This window comes from Pseudomonadota bacterium, assembly GCA_016719885.1.
In the GTDB taxonomy this organism is placed as follows: Bacteria; Pseudomonadota; Gammaproteobacteria.
On the sequence record JADJYF010000003.1, the window covers coordinates 133,348 to 149,856 of the forward strand.

At 65.8% G+C, this 16,509-nt stretch carries 19 protein-coding genes and 1 pseudogene; 7 read left to right on the forward strand and 13 right to left on the reverse strand.

Annotated elements, in window-relative coordinates; translation table 11 throughout:
• Positions 1 to 39: 39 nt before the first annotated feature.
• The 8 genes from IPM80_03645 to IPM80_03680 all read right to left on the reverse strand — a co-directional run bounded on the left by IPM80_03645 (position 40) and on the right by IPM80_03680 (position 10,143).
• Entirely contained in the window at positions 40 to 1,509 is a 1,470-nt protein-coding gene (locus IPM80_03645; protein MBK8957530.1) for an NAD(P)/FAD-dependent oxidoreductase, read from the reverse strand.
• A gap of 97 nt (positions 1,510 to 1,606) precedes the next feature.
• On the reverse strand, positions 1,607 to 2,956 hold the full coding sequence (locus IPM80_03650) for a hypothetical protein (protein ID MBK8957531.1): 1,350 nt from the start codon (positions 2,954 to 2,956) through the stop codon (positions 1,607 to 1,609).
• A 206-nt stretch (positions 2,957 to 3,162) separates the two neighbouring features.
• Positions 3,163 to 4,170 carry a zinc-binding dehydrogenase gene (locus tag IPM80_03655; GenBank protein MBK8957532.1) on the reverse strand — a complete coding sequence of 336 codons (1,008 nt, stop codon included), beginning with the start codon at positions 4,168 to 4,170 and terminating at the stop codon, positions 3,163 to 3,165.
• Between the two features lie 5 nt (positions 4,171 to 4,175).
• The gene (locus tag IPM80_03660) at positions 4,176 to 4,967 is read right to left on the reverse strand and encodes an enoyl-CoA hydratase/isomerase family protein (protein MBK8957533.1); all 792 of its coding nucleotides are present in this window, start codon (positions 4,965 to 4,967) and stop codon (positions 4,176 to 4,178) included.
• Positions 4,964 to 5,164 carry a DUF1289 domain-containing protein gene (locus IPM80_03665; protein ID MBK8957534.1) on the reverse strand — a complete coding sequence of 67 codons (201 nt, stop codon included), beginning with the start codon at positions 5,162 to 5,164 and terminating at the stop codon, positions 4,964 to 4,966. Before IPM80_03665 ends, IPM80_03660 begins: the two co-directional genes overlap by 4 nt.
• A 9-nt stretch (positions 5,165 to 5,173) precedes the next feature.
• Complete coding sequence (locus IPM80_03670) at positions 5,174 to 5,998, reverse strand: ABC transporter substrate-binding protein (protein MBK8957535.1); 825 nt, start codon at positions 5,996 to 5,998, stop codon at positions 5,174 to 5,176.
• A gap of 37 nt (positions 5,999 to 6,035) precedes the next feature.
• The gene (locus IPM80_03675; protein MBK8957536.1) at positions 6,036 to 9,422 is read right to left on the reverse strand and encodes a methylmalonyl-CoA mutase family protein; all 3,387 of its coding nucleotides are present in this window, start codon (positions 9,420 to 9,422) and stop codon (positions 6,036 to 6,038) included.
• 163 nt (positions 9,423 to 9,585) lie between these two features.
• Positions 9,586 to 10,143 (reverse strand): TetR/AcrR family transcriptional regulator, encoded by a 558-nt coding sequence (locus IPM80_03680; GenBank protein MBK8957537.1) that lies wholly within the window; start codon positions 10,141 to 10,143, stop codon positions 9,586 to 9,588.
• Between the two features lie 188 nt (positions 10,144 to 10,331).
• On the opposite strand from IPM80_03680, the gene IPM80_03685 reads away from it, so the two are divergent.
• Genes IPM80_03685 through IPM80_03700 form a run of 4 tightly spaced genes read left to right on the forward strand, consistent with a single transcriptional unit; the run spans position 10,332 to position 12,904 of the window.
• Positions 10,332 to 10,757, forward strand: a complete 426-nt coding sequence (locus tag IPM80_03685) for a hypothetical protein (protein MBK8957538.1) — start codon at positions 10,332 to 10,334, stop codon at positions 10,755 to 10,757.
• Positions 10,682 to 11,395 (forward strand): CHASE domain-containing protein, encoded by a 714-nt coding sequence (locus IPM80_03690; GenBank protein MBK8957539.1) that lies wholly within the window; start codon positions 10,682 to 10,684, stop codon positions 11,393 to 11,395. Before IPM80_03685 ends, IPM80_03690 begins: the two co-directional genes overlap by 76 nt.
• Positions 11,293 to 12,051 carry a diguanylate cyclase gene (locus tag IPM80_03695; GenBank protein MBK8957540.1) on the forward strand — a complete coding sequence of 253 codons (759 nt, stop codon included), beginning with the start codon at positions 11,293 to 11,295 and terminating at the stop codon, positions 12,049 to 12,051. Before IPM80_03690 ends, IPM80_03695 begins: the two co-directional genes overlap by 103 nt.
• Complete coding sequence (locus IPM80_03700) at positions 12,029 to 12,904, forward strand: EAL domain-containing protein (GenBank protein MBK8957541.1); 876 nt, start codon at positions 12,029 to 12,031, stop codon at positions 12,902 to 12,904. The genes IPM80_03695 and IPM80_03700 overlap by 23 nt, the downstream gene beginning before the upstream one ends.
• Positions 12,905 to 12,993: 89 nt before the next feature.
• Here IPM80_03700 and IPM80_03705 read toward each other — a convergent pair whose 3' ends face one another.
• Complete coding sequence (locus IPM80_03705; GenBank protein ID MBK8957542.1) at positions 12,994 to 13,218, reverse strand: hypothetical protein; 225 nt, start codon at positions 13,216 to 13,218, stop codon at positions 12,994 to 12,996.
• A 174-nt stretch (positions 13,219 to 13,392) separates the two neighbouring features.
• On the opposite strand from IPM80_03705, the gene IPM80_03710 reads away from it, so the two are divergent.
• On the forward strand, positions 13,393 to 13,632 hold the full coding sequence (locus IPM80_03710) for a hypothetical protein (protein MBK8957543.1): 240 nt from the start codon (positions 13,393 to 13,395) through the stop codon (positions 13,630 to 13,632).
• Here IPM80_03710 and IPM80_03715 read toward each other — a convergent pair.
• The 4 genes and pseudogenes from IPM80_03715 to panB form a co-directional block, all read right to left on the reverse strand.
• Positions 13,557 to 13,817: a hypothetical protein gene (locus IPM80_03715; protein ID MBK8957544.1), complete on the reverse strand. Its 261-nt coding sequence runs from the start codon at positions 13,815 to 13,817 to the stop codon at positions 13,557 to 13,559. The two genes, IPM80_03710 and IPM80_03715, sit on opposite strands and share 76 nt — an antisense overlap.
• Positions 13,810 to 14,187: a thioesterase family protein gene (locus IPM80_03720; protein ID MBK8957545.1), complete on the reverse strand. Its 378-nt coding sequence runs from the start codon at positions 14,185 to 14,187 to the stop codon at positions 13,810 to 13,812. Before IPM80_03720 ends, IPM80_03715 begins: the two co-directional genes overlap by 8 nt.
• A gap of 110 nt (positions 14,188 to 14,297) precedes the next feature.
• Positions 14,298 to 14,624 carry a thioesterase family protein gene (locus IPM80_03725; GenBank protein MBK8957546.1) on the reverse strand — a complete coding sequence of 109 codons (327 nt, stop codon included), beginning with the start codon at positions 14,622 to 14,624 and terminating at the stop codon, positions 14,298 to 14,300.
• Positions 14,625 to 14,753: 129 nt separating this feature from the next.
• Positions 14,754 to 15,409 (reverse strand): annotated as a pseudogene (gene panB / locus IPM80_03730) (3-methyl-2-oxobutanoate hydroxymethyltransferase).
• A gap of 91 nt (positions 15,410 to 15,500) precedes the next feature.
• On the opposite strand from panB, the gene IPM80_03735 reads away from it, so the two are divergent.
• The gene (locus tag IPM80_03735) at positions 15,501 to 15,716 is read left to right on the forward strand and encodes a hypothetical protein (GenBank protein MBK8957547.1); all 216 of its coding nucleotides are present in this window, start codon (positions 15,501 to 15,503) and stop codon (positions 15,714 to 15,716) included.
• A gap of 289 nt (positions 15,717 to 16,005) precedes the next feature.
• Positions 16,006 to 16,194 (forward strand): hypothetical protein, encoded by a 189-nt coding sequence (locus IPM80_03740; protein ID MBK8957548.1) that lies wholly within the window; start codon positions 16,006 to 16,008, stop codon positions 16,192 to 16,194.
• Positions 16,195 to 16,509 lie beyond the last annotated feature (315 nt).

The window sequence follows — 16,509 nt, forward strand, 5'->3', positions numbered from 1 at the left end:
GCCTGCATGGCCGCGCAGGCGCCCGCCATGCGCGGATAATCAGGCGCGAGGCGCGACCTCGTAGGCCTGCGCGTCGGCCGCGTGGGTACGCGCCACGAAGTCATCCATGGTGCCGGGGAAGTTGGTGACGAAACGCCCGCTCGCGGAGCGGTAGTAGAAATCACCGCCGCAGGCGGCCTGCCACACGTCGACGCCCGCCACGTCCTTCTGCAGTTCGTCGTTGTAGGCGGCCATGACTTCCGGACGCACGTCCAGCCACGCCAGCTTTTCGGCATCCAGGCGTTCGAGCTGACGCAGGATGTATTCGACCTGCTGTTCGATCATGAACAGGATGCAGCCCTGGTTGGTGTTGGGGCCGTAGAGCATGAACAGGTTCGGAAAGCCGGCGGTGGTGATGCCGAGATAGGCCTGCGCGCCATCGCGCCAGGCGTCGCGCAGACGCGCGCCGTCGCGACCGCTGACGTCCAGCGCGTTGAGATAGGTGGTGGTTTCAAAACCCGTCGAGTAGACGATGACGTCGAATTCGTGTTCCACGCCATCGCGCGTCAGTATGCCCGTGGCCGTGACGCGCTCGATGCCGTCGGTCACCAGCGAGACATTGTCGCGATTGAATATCGGGTAGTAGACGTCGGAGAACAGCGGCCGGCGGCAGCCGAAGGGATGCTTGGGCGTGAGCTTGCTACGCGTGGCTTCATCCTTGACCTCGGCCAGGCGCTCGAGGCCGGCGCGTTCGATGTCGGCCAGTACGGACTTGTCCTGGAAGGTGCACAGCGAATTCCACACGCGGTAGGTTTCGTCGCGGCTCTTTCTGACTTCCTCGGGATGCGCGCGGTAGAACGCCAGTTGCTCATCGCTGTAGGGCTGGTTGGCCTTGGGCACCACCCAGTTGGCGGTGCGCTGGAAAAGACTCAAGTGCGCGACCTTGGGCGCGAGTTCCGGTGCGAACTGGATGGCGCTGGCGGCCACGCCGATCACGCCCACGCGCTTGCCGGTGACATCGACCGAATGATCCCAGCGCGCCGAATGAAAGTATTTGCCCTTGAAGTCGGCAATGCCGGCGATGGCCGGCCACACCAGGTTGTTGAACATGCCGAGCGCGCTCACCACCACCTGCGCTTGCAGGATCTCACCGCTGTCGGTTTCGACATGCCATAACTGCCGGGCATCGTCCCAGCGCAGCGCCTTGACCGCGGTATTGAAGCGCATGTGCGGGCCGAGACCGTACTTGTCGGCGCACTGCTCGAAGTAGCCCAGGATCTCGCGTTGGCCGGCGAAGGGCCGCGACCAGTCGTTCTTCGGTTCGAAGGAAAAGGAATACAGGTGCGATTGCACGTCGCATTCGGCGCCCGGGTAGCTGTTGTGCCACCAGGTGCCGCCGAGGCCGGCAGCCTTGTCCATCATCAGGAAGTCGTCGATGCCGGCGCGCTTGAGTTGCATCGCCATGCACAGGCCACCGCCGCCGGTGCCGATGATGATGATGCGATGCGCGCGCGCGGTGGACTCGGTCATGGTCGGCTTCCTCGGCGGTGAAGGATGCCATCGACCATAGCGCAGCGCCCCGGCGCGCACTACACCCGAAAGGGCGCAGCGCGCGGGCAGGCCCGGTTCAGGCCGGCAGGATGGTGATTTCGCTGGCCAGCAAGGCGTGATTGTTCAGCAGGGTCACCAGGGTCGACAGCGAGGAACCGTCGCCGAGCGCGTCGTAGGACAGCACGCCACTGTCCTGGTCGTACACCAGGTGCGCGCCATTGGGCGCGTCGCCGGCGGCGCGCAGCTCCGCGGCGTCGAGCGTCCCCGATCCCGTGATGGCAGCGACGGCCGCGTGCGTGATCGCCAAGTGGTCGCCGGCCAGCAGGTCGGCAATGCGCAGCGTGTCGCCGGCGCCGCCGGTGACGATGAAGGTGTCCGCGCCGCCGTTGCCGACCAGCCTGTCGTCGCCATGGCCGGGCTTGAGTACGTTGTCGCCGGCGTTGCCGCGCAACAGGTTGTCGAGCGCGTTGCCGGTGGCATTGATGTCCGCGCTGCCGAGCAGGGTCAGGTTCTCGACGTGGGTCGGCAGGGTATAGCTGACCGTCGAGCGTATGGTATCGGTGCCCTGGCCACTGCGCTCCACCACCACGTCGTTGCGGTGGTCGACCATGAACTGGTCATTGCCGAGCCCGCCGTCCATGCGGTCGATGCCACCCTTGCCGTCCAGGCGATCGTTGCCGGCGAGCCCACGCAGGGTATTGGCGGCACTGTTGCCGAAGATGTCGTTGCCGAGCGCATTGCCGGTGGCGCTGATGGCCTTGCTACCGCCGAGCGTCAGCGTTTCGAGATTCGCGCCCATGGTCCAGGTCACGCTGGACTGGGCCTTGTCGGTACCGCTGGCCACGCTCTCGCTGACGATGTCGTTGGCGTTGTCGATGGTGTAACTGTCGTTGCCCTTGCCGCCCGCCATCACGTCCCGGCCCAGGCCACCATCGAGACGGTCGGCGCCGAGGCCGCCGCTCAGGCTGTCGTTGCCGGCCGCGCCGCGCAGGATGTCGTTACCAGCGTTGCCGAACAGCTTGTCACTGCCGGCATAGCCGAGCAGGACGTCACCGAAAGCGCTGCCCTGCACCGCCACGCCCGACGCCACGTCGCGCAGCATGAAGGTCGCGATGGTCTGCACCTTCTCCTGGCGCCCGATATCGGAGAACGACACGTCGCCGACGTTGGCCACCGACATCAGGAAGTGTTTCGACTTGTCGAAGAACGCCACGCCGGTGACATCGCTGTCGCGCAGCGAGTTCTCATTGCTGAACTTGAACTTGCCGGACAGCACCATGCTGCCGCCCTTGGTGGTGCCCGCCGTCACTTCGGTCTTGCCGTTGGCGGTGATGGCGGAGATGTCGCCGAGCAAGGTGTTGAGCGCGGGGCTCGTCAGGGACTTGCTGCGCATGTCGGCCTCGAGGCCGAATTTAATCGTGATCATGGGGAGGCCTCGGCGTTGGACTTGCGATTATCAGGGCAGGCGCGGGGACCAACAAGCTGCCCCCGCCGCTCGGACTCGGGGCGCGTACAAAAATTCACAGGCGCGGCGCGCGATTGACGATGAGGCGCGGCGACGGTGAACAAATGTTACCGCTGCGCGCCGCTGGCGATGCTCGAGGCCGACGACTGTCGCCGGCCTCGCCTTGCTCAGGAGATGCGCAGCACCAGCTTGCCCATCTGCTCCGAGTCCTGCATGCGCTTGTGCGCGGCCACTGCCTCGGCGAAGGGATAGACGTGATCAACCACCGGCTTGAGCTTGTGGGCGTTGACGCACGCGACCATGGCGCGGAATTCCTCGGGCCGGCCCATGGTCGTGCCCTGGATGCGCACCTGGCGGAAGAACAGCTTGGCCATGTTCAGACCCTTCTCGGCATTGCCGCGCGTGGCGCCGAAGAACACGTAGCGACCGCCGTTGCCGAGGGTGTCGAGCACATCGTGCAGACCTTCGCCACCGGCACTGTCGATGACGATGTCGATGGCGCCGGCCGCGGCTTTCAATTGCTTGACCCAGCCTGCATCGCGGTAATCGAAACCGGCGCGGGCGCCGAGTTTCACGGCCTCGGCAATCTTGTCGGCGCTGCTGCTGGTGACATAGACCTCGGCGCCATGGGCAAGTCCCCAGGCCAACGCGAAGGTCGCACAGCCGCCGCCGATGCCGGTCACCAGCACTTTGTGGCCACGTGCGACTTCGCCGTGGGTGACGATCGCACGCCAGGCGGTGAGGCCCGCCAGGGGCAATGCCGCCGCTTCTTCCCAGGACAGGTGCGCGGGCTTGTCGACCACCGAGTCGGCCGGCACGCAGATGTATTCAGCGAAGGTGCCTTGATCGGGCATGCCCAGCACGCGGAAGTTGGCGCCGCCGCAGCGCGGATCATCGCCCCACTCCAGCGCCGGGTAGATGATCACTTCGCGTCCGACCAGGCCGGCATCGACGCCCGCGCCCACGGCATCCACCACGCCGGCGCCGTCGGAGCCGGCGATGGCGGGAAACTGGATGCGCGGATAGGCGCCGACCGTGATCCACACGTCGCGTCGGTTGAGCGCCGCGGTCTTGATCTTGACGCGCACCTGGCCGGCGGCCGGCTCGGGCGTCGGGATGTCTTCGATGGCGAGCTTGTCGGGCCCGCCGAGTTCACGCAGAACGAGTGCTTTCATGCTGATCACCGCCCCTTGAACTCGGCCTTCTGCTTGTTGGCGAAGGCGTGGATGGCGGTGGGTGCATCCTCGGTGTAGCGCACCAGCCCGGAGATGGCGCGCGTCTCCATTTCCATCTGCGTCTCGATGGTGTTGGAGAAGCTGTCGGCGATGAGACGCTTGGCTTCGCCGTAAGCCATGGTCGCGCCCTTGGCGAGCTGCTGCGCGACTTCCATCACGCGCGGCATGAGTTGCTCATCGGCCACCACTTCGTTGACCAGCCCCCATTCCTTGGCTTGGCTCGCACTCAACAGGTCGTTCATGAGGATGAGCTGCATGGCCTTGGCGTGGCCGACCAGGCGCGGCAGGAAATAGCTCGCGCTGCCGTCCGGCGAGACGCCGGCGCGGGTGTAGGCCATGGTGAACTTGGCCGATTCGGCGGCGAAGATCATGTCGCCGGTAATGGCCATGCTGAAACCGGCGCCGGCCGCCACACCGTTGACCGCCACCAGGAACGGCGCATTCATGCGCGTGAAGCGCGAAATGGCGGCATGCAGGCCGGTGGTCGCGTAGCGCATGTATTCGCCCATGGCCTCGCCCTGGGCGGAGAAACTCACCAGGTCGCCGCCGGCGGAGAACATCTTGCCGGCGCCGGTGAACACCACGCAGCGGATGTCGGGGTTGGAGTCGCAGTGGGTGGCGACCTTCACCAGCTCTTCCGACATCTTGACGTTGAGGCTGTTGGCAGCGTCCGGACGATTGAGCGTGATGATGGCGACCGCACCGTCGCGCTCGAACTTGAGGGTTTCGAAATTCATGAGGACCTCCCACTGTGTGAGTCTTGTTGTGCTTGTTGATACTGTTCACGGCGCACGTCCAGCGCCGTCATGATGCGTTGACGCTGCTCGGCCGAGTATTGACTCCACGCGCCGATTTCGTCGAGCGTGCGATAGCAGCCGCGGCACACGCCGTGCTCCTCGTCGAGTATGCAGATGTTGATGCAGGGCGATTCCACGGCGTCTGCTCAGGCGGCGCTGGCGCTGAGCGCGCCGGCGTAATCGGCCAGGTAGTCGAGCCCGGCGATGGCGCGACTGCCGTACCAGGACACCATCTCGCCGTCGATCAAGCGCACCGGGATGGCGGCGCCGAGCAAGGATTTCAGTTCGGCGATGTGCTTGTCACGAAACGGGTAGGGCTCGCTGCTCAAGAGACACAGCTCGGCGCCGAGCGTCGCGAGACTTTCGCTGGCCAGTGCCGGGTAGCGCACCTCGCTGCGCATCGGCACGGTGTGCCAGCCGAGCAAGGCCAGCATGTTCGAAATATAGGTGCCCTGCGCCACCGTCATCCACGGCTCGCGCCAGATGAGGTACAGCACGCGGCGCGATGGCTGCGCGGCCGCCGCGCGCGCCAGGCGCGCCATCGCGAGCGTGAGCTTCTCGACCAGCGTCGCCGCGATGCGCTCGCGGTTGAACACCGTGCCGATGAGCTCATATAGCGCGACGTTGTCAGCCGGCGCGTTGGGATGGGTGACCAGCACGTGCGGCACACGCCCGCGCAGGGCCTCGAAGGTCTCGCGCGTGTTCTCGTCGATGTTGACGATGACGTGGGTCGGCGCCAGCGCCAGCAGCGCGTCGATGTCGACGTCCTTGGTGCCGCCGAGCTTGGGCACGCCGCCCAGCGCCTCGCGCGGGTGGATGCAGAAGCCGGTGCGGCCCACCACCTCGGCGCCGAGCTCCATGTCGAACAGGAGTTCGGTGATGCTCGGCACCAGCGACACGATGCGCGCGCCTCCCCCGGCTCGCGTGTGTCGCTGGCCATGGGCATCCACCAGCCGCGCATCGCTATCCACCTGCGTCACCCGTCAACCCGCCCGCGCCGCGCGGCGCTTACATGTTGCGCCGATATTCGCCGCCGACGTGATACAGGGCGCCCGAGATCTGGCCGAGCGACGCGTGTTTCACCGTTTCCATGAGTTCGGCGAAGCAGTTGTCGCGACGCCGCGCCACGGTCTGCAGCGACGCCAGGCGCGCGCCCCGCTCGCCTTCATGGATGGCCTGGAAGTTGCGCACCGAGCTTATCTGGTCGCGCTTCTCGTCGTCGGTCGAACGCATGAGCTCGATGGTCGTCACCTGGTCTTCCTCGCCGGCCTTGGGCAGGAAGGTGTTGACACCGATCAGCGGCAGGCTGCCGTCGTGCTTCTTGTGCTCGTAGTAGAGGCTCTCTTCCTGGATCTTGCTGCGCTGGTACATGGTGTCCATGGCGCCCAGCACGCCGCCGCGCTCGGAAATAGCCTCGAACTCCTTGTATACCGCCTCTTCGACGAGATCCGTCAACTCGTTGACGATGAACGAGCCCTGCCACGGGTTCTCGCAGAAGTTGAGCCCCAGCTCGCGGTTGATGATGAGCTGGATGGCGACCGCGCGCCGCACCGAGTCTTCGGTCGGCGTGGTGATGGCCTCGTCGTAGGCATTGGTATGCAGGCTGTTGCAGTTGTCGAACAAGGCATACAGCGCCTGCAGGGTGGTGCGGATGTCGTTGAAGTTGATCTCCTGCGCATGCAGGCTGCGGCCCGAGGTCTGGATGTGGTACTTCAACTGCTGGCTGCGCGGGCTGGCGCCGTAGCGCTCACGCATGGCGCGCGCCCAGATGCGCCGCGCCACGCGGCCGATGACGGTGTATTCCGGGTCCATGCCGTTGGAGAAGAAGAACGACAGGTTGGGCGCGAAGTCGTCAATCTTCATGCCGCGCGCGAGGTAGTACTCGACGATGGTGAAGCCGTTGGAGAGCGTGAACGCGAGCTGCGAGATCGGGTTCGCGCCGGCCTCGGCGATGTGATAGCCGGAAATCGACACGCTGTAGAAATTGCGCACCGCGTGCTCGACGAAGTACTGCTGCACGTCGCCCATCATCTTCATGGCGAATTCGGTGGAGAACACGCAGGTGTTCTGCGCCTGGTCTTCCTTGAGGATGTCGGCCTGCACCGTGCCGCGCACCGATTCGAGCGTGCGCTTCTTGATCGCGGCATAGGTCTCGGCATCGACCACCTGGTCGCCTGATATGCCCAAAAGGCCCAGGCCCAGGCCGTTGTTGCCGGCCGGCAGTTCGCCCTTGTATACCGGCCGCTGGCGGCCTTCGAAATACTTGGCGATCTTCTTCTCGGCCGCCGCCCACTGGCCGCTGTCCTTCAAATGCTTCTCGACCTGCTGGTCGATGGCGGCATTCATGAAGAAGGCCAGCACGATGGGCGCCGGGCCGTTGATGGTCATCGACACCGAGGTGGTCGGCGCGCACAGGTCGAAGCCCGAGTAGAGCTTCTTGGCATCGTCGACCGAGGCGATGGACACGCCGGAGTTGCCGACCTTGCCGAAGATGTCGGGGCGCTCATGCGGATCTTCGCCGTACAGCGTGACCGAGTCGAAGGCCGTCGACAGGCGCGCCGCCGGCTGGCCGGCCGACAGGTAATGGAAGCGGCGGTTGGTGCGCTCGGGCGTGCCTTCGCCGGCAAACATGCGGGTCGGGTCTTCACCCTCACGGCGATAAGGGAAGGTGCCGCCGGTATAGGGATAGGCGCCCGGCAGGTTCTCGCGCATCAGGAAGCGCAGTTGGTCGCCCCAGCCGTCGAACTTGGGCGGCGCTATCTTCGGGATCTTCTGGTGGCTGAGACTGGTGCGGTAGTTATCGCCTTCAATCGCCTTGCCGCGCACTTCGTAGCTGAACTTGGGCGCGGTGATGCCCTTCAGGCGTGCCGGCCAGTCGAGCAGCAGTTGCCGACCTTCGGCGCCGAGGTCATCGAGCGCCGCGTTGTAGCGTTGGCGCAGGGTCGCGAGACTGCGGTCGCCGCTTACCGTGAGCGCGCTCTGCGCATAGGGCGACAGCGCTTCCGGCAGTTCCTTGTCTTCCAGCGCCTTCAGCGCCTCGTACACATGCTGCGCGCGGTTGGCCGCCTCGCACAGGGTTTCGACCTGGGCATTGATGCCGCGGCCCTGCTCGGCGATCTCGGCGAGGTAACGTGTGCGGCTGCCCGGGATCAGCACCGTGGCGCGCGGTTCGCGCAGGCTGGTGTCGAGCACCGGTACCCAGGCCTGGGCATCCAGCGACAGCTTCTCGGCCAGGCGCTGGCACAGGTTGACGAACATCCACGACAGGCCCGGATCGTTGAACTGGCTGGCGATGGTCGGGTAGACCGGGATGTCGGCATCGTCGATGTCGAAGCGGTTGTGATTACGCTTCCACTGCTTGCGCACGTCGCGCAGCGCATCGTCGGCGCCACGCTTGTCGAACTTGTTGAGGATGACGAGCTCGGCGAAGTCGATCATGTCGATCTTCTCGAGCTGGCTGGGCGCGCCGAACTCGCTGGTCATGACGTAGATCGGCAAATCCACCAGGTCGACGATTTCGCTGTCGCTCTGGCCGATGCCGGCGGTCTCGACGATCACGAGGCCGAAGCCGGCGGCCTTCAGGAAGGCAATCGAGTCGCCGAGCATGGCGCTGGTCGAGAGGTGCTGGCGACGGGTCGCCATCGAGCGCATGTAGAGATTTTCGTGCCGCAGGCTGTTCATGCGGATGCGATCGCCGAGCAGCGCGCCGCCGGTGCGACGCCGCGTCGGGTCGACCGCCAGCACCGCCACCTTGCGCTCCGGGAAGTACTGGCAGAAGCGTGACAGGATCTCGTCGGTCACCGAACTCTTGCCGGCGCCGCCGGTGCCGGTGATGCCGATCACCGGCACGTGCTTGCCGGCGAGCTGCCATTCCTTGCGCAGCGTGTCGAGCTTGTTGCCGGCGATGACGCCGTCTTCGAGCGCCGACAGCATCTGCGCGACGGCCAGGTAGTTGTCGCTGCTGGCGGCTTCCGGTGCGCGGCTTGCCACGCGCGCCGCCTCGGTGCGCTGCACGAGGTCGGTGATCATGCCGAGCAGGCCCATGCGCATGCCGTCATGGGGATGGTAGATGCGCTCGACGCCGTACTTCTGCAGGACATCGATTTCTTCCGGGGTGATGGTGCCGCCGCCGCCGCCGAACACGCGGATATGGCCGGCGCCGGCTTCGCGCAGCATGTCGACCATGTAGCGGAAATACTCGTTATGCCCGCCCTGGTAGGAGCTGATGGCGATGCCGTCGGCGTCTTCCTGGATGGCGGCGCGCACCACGTCGGCCACCGAGCGATTGTGGCCGAGATGCACCACTTCCACGCCTTCGCCCTGGATCAGGCGCCGCATGACGTTGATGGCGGCGTCGTGGCCGTCGAACAACGACGCGGCGGTGACGAAACGCATGGGCGTGGTGGCGGCGACGCTGTCGGGCGCGTTGTCGCTGAAATCCTTGGCTCTGGTGTTCATGTCGGTCTCCCCGTTTGCGCGCGCGCCGGACTCAACACCAGCGCGGTCTGTCTCTTGAGTGATTCGTGCAGAAATTGGATATGGTCCTGGGCGTCGGGCGTCACCAGCCACTGGTAGACGATGCCGATGATGGCGGCGCAGAACTGCTCGGCGGTACCGGCGATATCGACATCGGGCGCGATGTGGCCGGCGTCGATGCCGGTCTGGATCCAGGCCGCGACGTCGCGGCGGCGCCGTTCGTGGATGTTGGCCACCACCTGTTTGACTTCCGCGTCGGTCCAATCGAATCGAACCACAGCATGTAGAAGGCGCGGATGTGATCGCTGCCTTCGACAATGAAGCGGAAGTGCGCGTCGGTGGCGGCCGCGATGGCGTCGACGCCAACCTTGTCCTTCACCACGCGGCGCAGTTCGCGCAGCCACGACTCGCCTATCGAGCGAATGATGAAAGCGGACAGGCCGCCCTTGCTCCGGAAACGATAGCTGGCGAGACCGCGGCTGTAACCGGCGCGCTCACCGACTTCCTTGAGCGTGGTGCCGGCCGCGCCGCGCTCGCAGATCAGGGCCACTGCCGCGTCGAGCATGCGCTGGTCCGACAAGGCGGTGCGCTCGGCCTGGGTGCGGCGTTCGTTCTGATCGAGTTTGACGGTGGCGGCCATGGCGCGATTATTCCCCGGAGGCTTACTTGTTTGCAACAAGCAAGTAGAAGCCGGTCGGGTCCGGCCCTCACCGAGAACGTCGGCACACGCACGGGTCGCGTTTTGGCGGGCTTGCTGTAGCATTCACAGGCCCTTGGCCACCACGAGTCCGCCGCCCTGACATCGTCCGACCGCGTTCCGCGATGCGCATGAGATTGCCGAGCAGCGGCCTGGTCATCGCACTGACCCTGGTGGTGGTGGCGGTGGTCGAGTTCTCGGTCGAAGAACTCATCCGTCAGCACGAGCTCCGGCGCGAACAGGAGCACACGCTCTCGACCCTGAACGGCGTGCGCGCCCGCATCGAGAAGCTCATCTACCGCGACCTCTACGTGGTACGCGCTCTCGCCACCCATATCGCCGCCTCGCCGGACATCGACCAAGCGGGATTTTCCAGCTACGTGGAGCAGCTGCTGCGCAAACCGACGGCGCTGCGTCACGTCACCGCCGCACCCAATCTCACCATCCGCTTCATGCACCCCTTGGGCCCGGCAACGAGGCGGTGCTCGGCACCGACTACCTCAAGATCCCCACCGCGCGCGAAGCCGTCAACAACACCATCCTGCGGCGAACCATGATGATCACCGGGCCGGTCGAACTGGTGCAGGGCGGCAGCGCATTCGTGGCGCGCGAGCCGGTGATGCTGCCGGAGAAGCGCGGCCCGCCGGCCATCTGGGGCATGGTCGCGGCGGCCATCGACCGCGACAAGCTCTACCAGGTGGTGGGGCTCGACGAGGCCGCCGCCACGCTCGCCATCGCGGTGCGCGCCGAGGACATTCCCGATGGCGCCCACGACCCGGTGTTTTACGGTGATGCCGCCCTGTTCTCGCGTGACGCCGTGCGCACCGTCGTCAATCTGCCCATCGGGCGTTGGGTGATCGCGGCGCGACCGCACCGCGGCTGGTTGGCCGACATTGCCCCCGCCCTGTGGCTGCTGCGCATCGCGGCGCTGTCCTTGGCGGCGGTGCTGGCGGCGCTGCTGCAATCGCGCGCCCGCCACCTGCGCCAGCAGATCGATGCGCTCGATGCCCTGCAACGTTCCGAGCAGGCCTTGCGGCGCAGCCGCCAGGACCTCATCAATGCCATCGGAGCGCTGGCCGAAGGCTTCGCGCTGTGGGACCAGGACGACAGGCTGAGGTCTACAACCAGCAGTTGTCCAAGCTGTTGCCGGCGCTGGCCGAGGTCATGCACATCGGCATGCCGTTCGAAACCCTGATCCGGACCATGGCCAAGCTCGGTGTGGTCGGCCAAGGTGACGATCCGGAACAGTGGATAGCCCGGCGCATCGCGCAGCATCGCGCGCCGGGCGGGGCAATGGAAGTGCGCACGCGTGCCGGGCGCGTGGTGTCGATCTCCGAATACCACACCGCCGACGGCTACGTGGTGGGCCTGTACACGGATGTCACCGAGATCCGCGCCGCCGAGGAACATGTCCGCTATCGCGCCTATTTCGATCCCTTGACCGCGCTGCCCAACCGCGAAAATTTCGCGAACCAGCTCGGCCAGACCATCAGCGAATCGCAGCGCGACAGCCGCCAGTTCGCGCTGCTGTTCGTCGATCTGGACCGTTTCAAGAACGTCAACGACACGCTGGGTCACGAGGTCGGAGACAGGCTCCTGGTCGAAGCCGGCGAGCGTCTCACTCAATGCCTGCGCCAGAGTGACACGGTGGCGCGTTTCGGCGGCGACGAATTCACCGTCATCATGCGCGACATCGACGATGCCATGAATGCCGCGCATTGCGCCGAAACGCTGATCGGGGCCTTGACCGAAAGCTTCGTGTTGGCCGACCAGGTGGTGCATACCGGCGCCAGCATCGGCATCACGCTCTACCCCGCCGATGGCGGCGATGCCCAACACGCTGCTGCGTAACGCCGACATGGCCATGTACCGCGCCAAGGCGCGTGGCCGCAATACCTTCCGTTTCTTCGCCGCCGAGATGACGACGCGCGCCGAGCATTTCGTGGCGCTCGAGAAAGACCTGCGCGTGGCCCTGGCGCGCCACGAATTCGATTTCGAGTACCAGAGCGTCATGCGCCTGGAGGATGGCACGCTGGCCGGCGCCGAAGCGCTGTTGCGCTGGCGACATCCGACGCGCGGCGCGGTGTCACCCGGCGAATTCATACCGGTCGCCGAGGAAACCCGCCTCATCGTCGATATCGGCGCGTGGGCGCTGCGCCACGCCTGTCGCACCGCCGTGGCCTGGTGCGGGCACGGCGACGGCGGCTTGCCACGCCTGGCGGTGAACGTGTCCGGACGCCAGCTGTGGGGCGGCTTCGACGGTGATTTCGTCGCCGGGGTGCTGGCCGAAACCGGCTTCCCCGCCGAGCGCCTGGTATTCGAGATGACCGAGTCGCTGTTGATCGACGAAGACCGGCGCGTCGGCGCGGTGCTGCGTGACTTTCGCGATCTCGGCATCGGCATCGCGCTCGACGACTTCGGCACCGGCTATTCGGCGCTCGGTTACCTCAGGCGCCTGCCGGTGACGATGCTCAAGATTGATCGTTCCTTCGTTGGCGATATCGAAAGCAACGAAAGCGACGCGCACCTGGTGGAATCGATCATTGCCCTCGGCCGCGCGCTGAACTTGACGGTGGTGGCGGAAGGCGTGGAGACCGCCGGCCAGGTGAGCTTATTGCGCAAGCTCGGCTGCGAACTCGCGCAAGGTTATTTCTTCGCACGGCCGATGGGCGCCGAGGCGTTCGCCGCGCGCTACCGGATGTGAGGGGCTGGTCTGCTAGGCCCGGGGAGATAATCGATGCCGCCCATCCTCGCGGACGGACGGCATCGAAAGGGCAAGTCAGTCTTGACCGCTTACGCCCGGGCGCGACGGCTTGCGCCGCGGCGACCGATGCTGACCATGGCGGCCAGCGCGCTACCGATCATGATGACCGACGACGGCAGCGGCACCGGCGCGGCATTCACCGAAGCGGTGAAACCGGTGCCGAAATCGCCACCATTGCCACCGACCAGCCAGTGGTAGGTGCCGCCGGCCAGCGAGAACACCTGGGAGACGAACCCTTCGGTGGCCAAAGTCACCTTGTAGAGCGGCTCGCGAGGCACCCTTCAGACCGAACACGAACGGACCAGCCGGGTCGGAAATGCCACCGCCAGCAATTCAAGCGTGTAGTCACCGGCCGCCAGCGTGATGTTTCCGCTGTCCGCCCAGCTTCCCACCTTGAAACCGCTGTCCACAACCTGGGCCTGGGGCCCATGCTGAAGGTCAGCAGCACCAGCAGTGCACTGATCATCGAGTACTTACCCAGAACTTTCATATCCATCATCCTTATCAACACTATCCAAACACAGCGCGGTAACTTCCTGAGCCGCGTTTCAGTTTCCGAACGGCTTTACGCCGCCCTTCAACCTGCGATGGACTATAACAATTTCGAGGCCGCCGCTCGTCGCGCCCACGCCCACCCATTCTGGGCGTCTGTCACAGCTTTGACATGAAGCGCGGCGAATTGGTCGGGATCATGACGCGCCGCGCCGCGCGACGCGGGCGTGGTTCGCAAAGTCCGCGGGATGGCCGGTGCATGGGGCGACCATTCATGGCCGCATTCGGGGCACACCAGGTGATCGGCATCACGATACGCGAATTCGGAGCGGCACTCGGGGCAGGCAGGCAGTTCACTCATGGCATTTTGTCCTTGTCGTGGGCGGCGCGCGCCGCAGGCTCGCGGTGACGCGTATCAATCCTTCCTGGGCGACCGACACCACCAGGCGGCCGGCGAGATCGTAGAAGCTGCCGCGAGCGAGCCCGCGTGCGCCGGACGAGGTCACGCCTTCGCACACGTAGAGCAGCCACTCGTCCATCTTGAAGGGGCGATGGAACCACATGGCGTGATCGAGGCTGGCGAGAAAGATGTTCTCGGTCAACACGCGCAGGCCCTGGGGCATGAGCAGCGTAGTGATGAGTCCGTAGTCGGACAGGTAGGCCAGAATGGCGCGGTGCAGGTCCGGCTCATCGGGCAGCGGCGCAACGGTGCGCAGCCATACCCTGCGCAAGGGCGGCTGCCCTTGGCCGGATCGCTGAAATAGGCGTCGATGGGGCGCAGCTCGAACGGCGCGGCGATGTTGGCGATGCGCTGCACCTTGGGCGACGCGCCTTGCGTATTTCAATTCGTCGAACGACACGCGCGCGAAGTTCTTCCGGTCGCGGCACGCTCGGCGCCGGGGCCTGGTATTCGATACCCTTGCTCGCGCGCCTGGAACGAAGCCTCGAGCGTGAAGATCGGCCGCCCGTATTGAATAGCGGTCACGCGCCGCGCGGCCAACGCACGACCATCGCGGCTGCGTTCAACCTCGTAGATGACCGGATTCTGGGAACCGGCTTCCGCGCAGGAAATAGCAATGGATGGAATGCACGTCGCGACCGTCATCTTAACCGACTGCGCGGCCTTGATCGCTTCGCCCAGCACCTTGCCGCCATAGACGCGCTTCAAGTGCGTGTGCCGACCGCGCCGCGAAAGTAGACTTCTTCCGGGCACGTTCGAGGGCCAGCCCCTGGACCAGGCGCGTGAGCGGGATCCATCATCGCGCTCAGGTGAACGCGTGCTCGGCGGCGGGGAAGCTCACGGCCTCACTTCGCGCACGTAGTTCCTGGATGGCGACGTGGATGGAGTCGGCGCCGACCATGTGTTCTTGGAACGCGTGCGCTTGCCGGGCGCGATATCGAGGATGTCGTACAGCACCAGGATCTGGCCATCCACCCGCGGCCCGGCGCCGATGCCGATCACCGGCACCGAGGCGGCCGCGAGTGATCTCGGCGGCGAGCGCGGTCGGCACGCATTCGAGCAGCAACGTCGGCGCCCGCCTGCTCGAGCGCCAGCGCGTCTTCCTTCATCTTGCGCGCCGCCGCTTCTTCACGGCCCCGCACGCGGTAGCCGCCGGACTTGTGTACCGCCTGCGGCGTGAGACCGAGATGCGCGCACACCGGGAATGCCGACATTCGGTGAGACGCGCGACCATATCGATTTCTGAGCTCGCCCCACTCGAGCTTGACCATTTCCAGCGCCGCCCTCCTTCACGAGCCGCGCGCGGCGTTGCGCAGGCACGCCTCGCCCGAGGCATAGCCTCATGAACGGCATGTCGGCCATCAGCAGCGCACGCTTGATGCCGCGTGAAACGAGCCGCGTGTGATAGACCATTTCGTCCATGGTGACGGGAATGGTGCGGTGTGCCCCCGCACCACCATGCCCACCGAGTCACCGACCAGGATGAAGTCCATGCCGGCTTCGTCGAGCACGCGCGCGAAGGACGCGCGTCGTAGGCGGTGAGGCTGGCGACCGCCGTCGATTTTCATCTGGCGCAGGCTGCGCGTGGTGATTACGTCCCGCGACTTCGCGATGCTGGCCCATGGGCGTACCCGAGCTTCTGGCGGTCTTGCGCGCCACTCCTTCCTCGCCGAAACGTTCGAGGGCGACCGGCGCGCGCACGTGAAAACCTTCGCCTATCAGGTCCATGCCGTCATGGGCGCTCACCGCGATGCACAGGCTGCGCGCGCTCACTTCGATGACACGCGCCGGAGGCGGTGACCGTCATGCCGACCGGCGTGGCCGCGAGGTGCTTGACGTCGACACGCGGTGCCGACCGAGACCCAGCTGGCCGGGCAAATAGCGGCGCGATGGCATCGGCGCAGGCCATTTCCATCAGCATGATCATCTGCGGCGAAGCGTACACCGCCGCCGGCAGGCTGGGATAGGCGTGCGCCACCGCCCCTTCGCCTGAAACTGACCACCACCTTGCGGCTGGCCGCGGTGTTCAAGGCTATGAGAGTGGCGGAGATCCATGGTGATTGAGAAGGCACAATGAGGCCTGTAGCTCTTGATCCAGCTCACGCAGCGCATCCGCCATGTCGTCGGCCGAATCTTCCTGCAGGAATTGCAGGCCCTGACGCCACCTCGGTGGTGTTGGGAGCCGCGCGCGCGCGACCTCGGCCGGCGCGCCGTTCGGGTGATCATGCCCCGGCTCGCCGCGTATGAAAGCTTGGGCATGGTCGCGGTCTTGAGATAGGCGCTATAGGCATCGACCAGCGCGCACACGTCGGCGGGCTGATTGCCGAGCCGGATCTGGCGCGGCCAGTGAGCGTCGGCCGGCGACCTTCACCAATCTCAGCGAAACGGCGCGCGGTAGGCGTCCATCTCCTCCTCGCTCAAGGGCGCAGGATGGATTTCTGGCAGCACGTTCTCGACGAACACATTCTTGTTGAGCACGAGATCCTCGCTGGCCTCCGAGCGGAACGCACGAAAGATTCGGTGGCGGCCGCCGGCCATTCGTCCCAGCGTAAGGGTTTGACGATGCCTTCCATGTGCGCAACGCCGGCCACGC

Excerpts from the sequence above, each read along its gene's own strand:
- IPM80_03645 (MBK8957530.1), bottom strand. The coding sequence starts at position 1,509 with ATGACCGAGTCCACCGCGCGCGCGCATCGCATCATCATCATCGGCACC.
- IPM80_03650 (MBK8957531.1), bottom strand. The coding sequence starts at position 2,956 with ATGATCACGATTAAATTCGGCCTCGAGGCCGACATGCGCAGCAAGTCC.
- IPM80_03655 (MBK8957532.1), bottom strand. The coding sequence starts at position 4,170 with ATGAAAGCACTCGTTCTGCGTGAACTCGGCGGGCCCGACAAGCTCGCC.
- IPM80_03660 (MBK8957533.1), bottom strand. The coding sequence starts at position 4,967 with ATGAATTTCGAAACCCTCAAGTTCGAGCGCGACGGTGCGGTCGCCATC.
- IPM80_03675 (MBK8957536.1), bottom strand. The coding sequence starts at position 9,422 with ATGCGTTTCGTCACCGCCGCGTCGTTGTTCGACGGCCACGACGCCGCC.
- IPM80_03680 (MBK8957537.1), bottom strand. The coding sequence starts at position 10,143 with ATGGCCGCCACCGTCAAACTCGATCAGAACGAACGCCGCACCCAGGCC.
- IPM80_03685 (MBK8957538.1), top strand. The coding sequence starts at position 10,332 with ATGAGATTGCCGAGCAGCGGCCTGGTCATCGCACTGACCCTGGTGGTG.
- IPM80_03700 (MBK8957541.1), top strand. The coding sequence starts at position 12,029 with ATGCCCAACACGCTGCTGCGTAACGCCGACATGGCCATGTACCGCGCC.
- IPM80_03710 (MBK8957543.1), top strand. The coding sequence starts at position 13,393 with ATGCTGAAGGTCAGCAGCACCAGCAGTGCACTGATCATCGAGTACTTA.
- IPM80_03715 (MBK8957544.1), bottom strand. The coding sequence starts at position 13,817 with ATGAGTGAACTGCCTGCCTGCCCCGAGTGCCGCTCCGAATTCGCGTAT.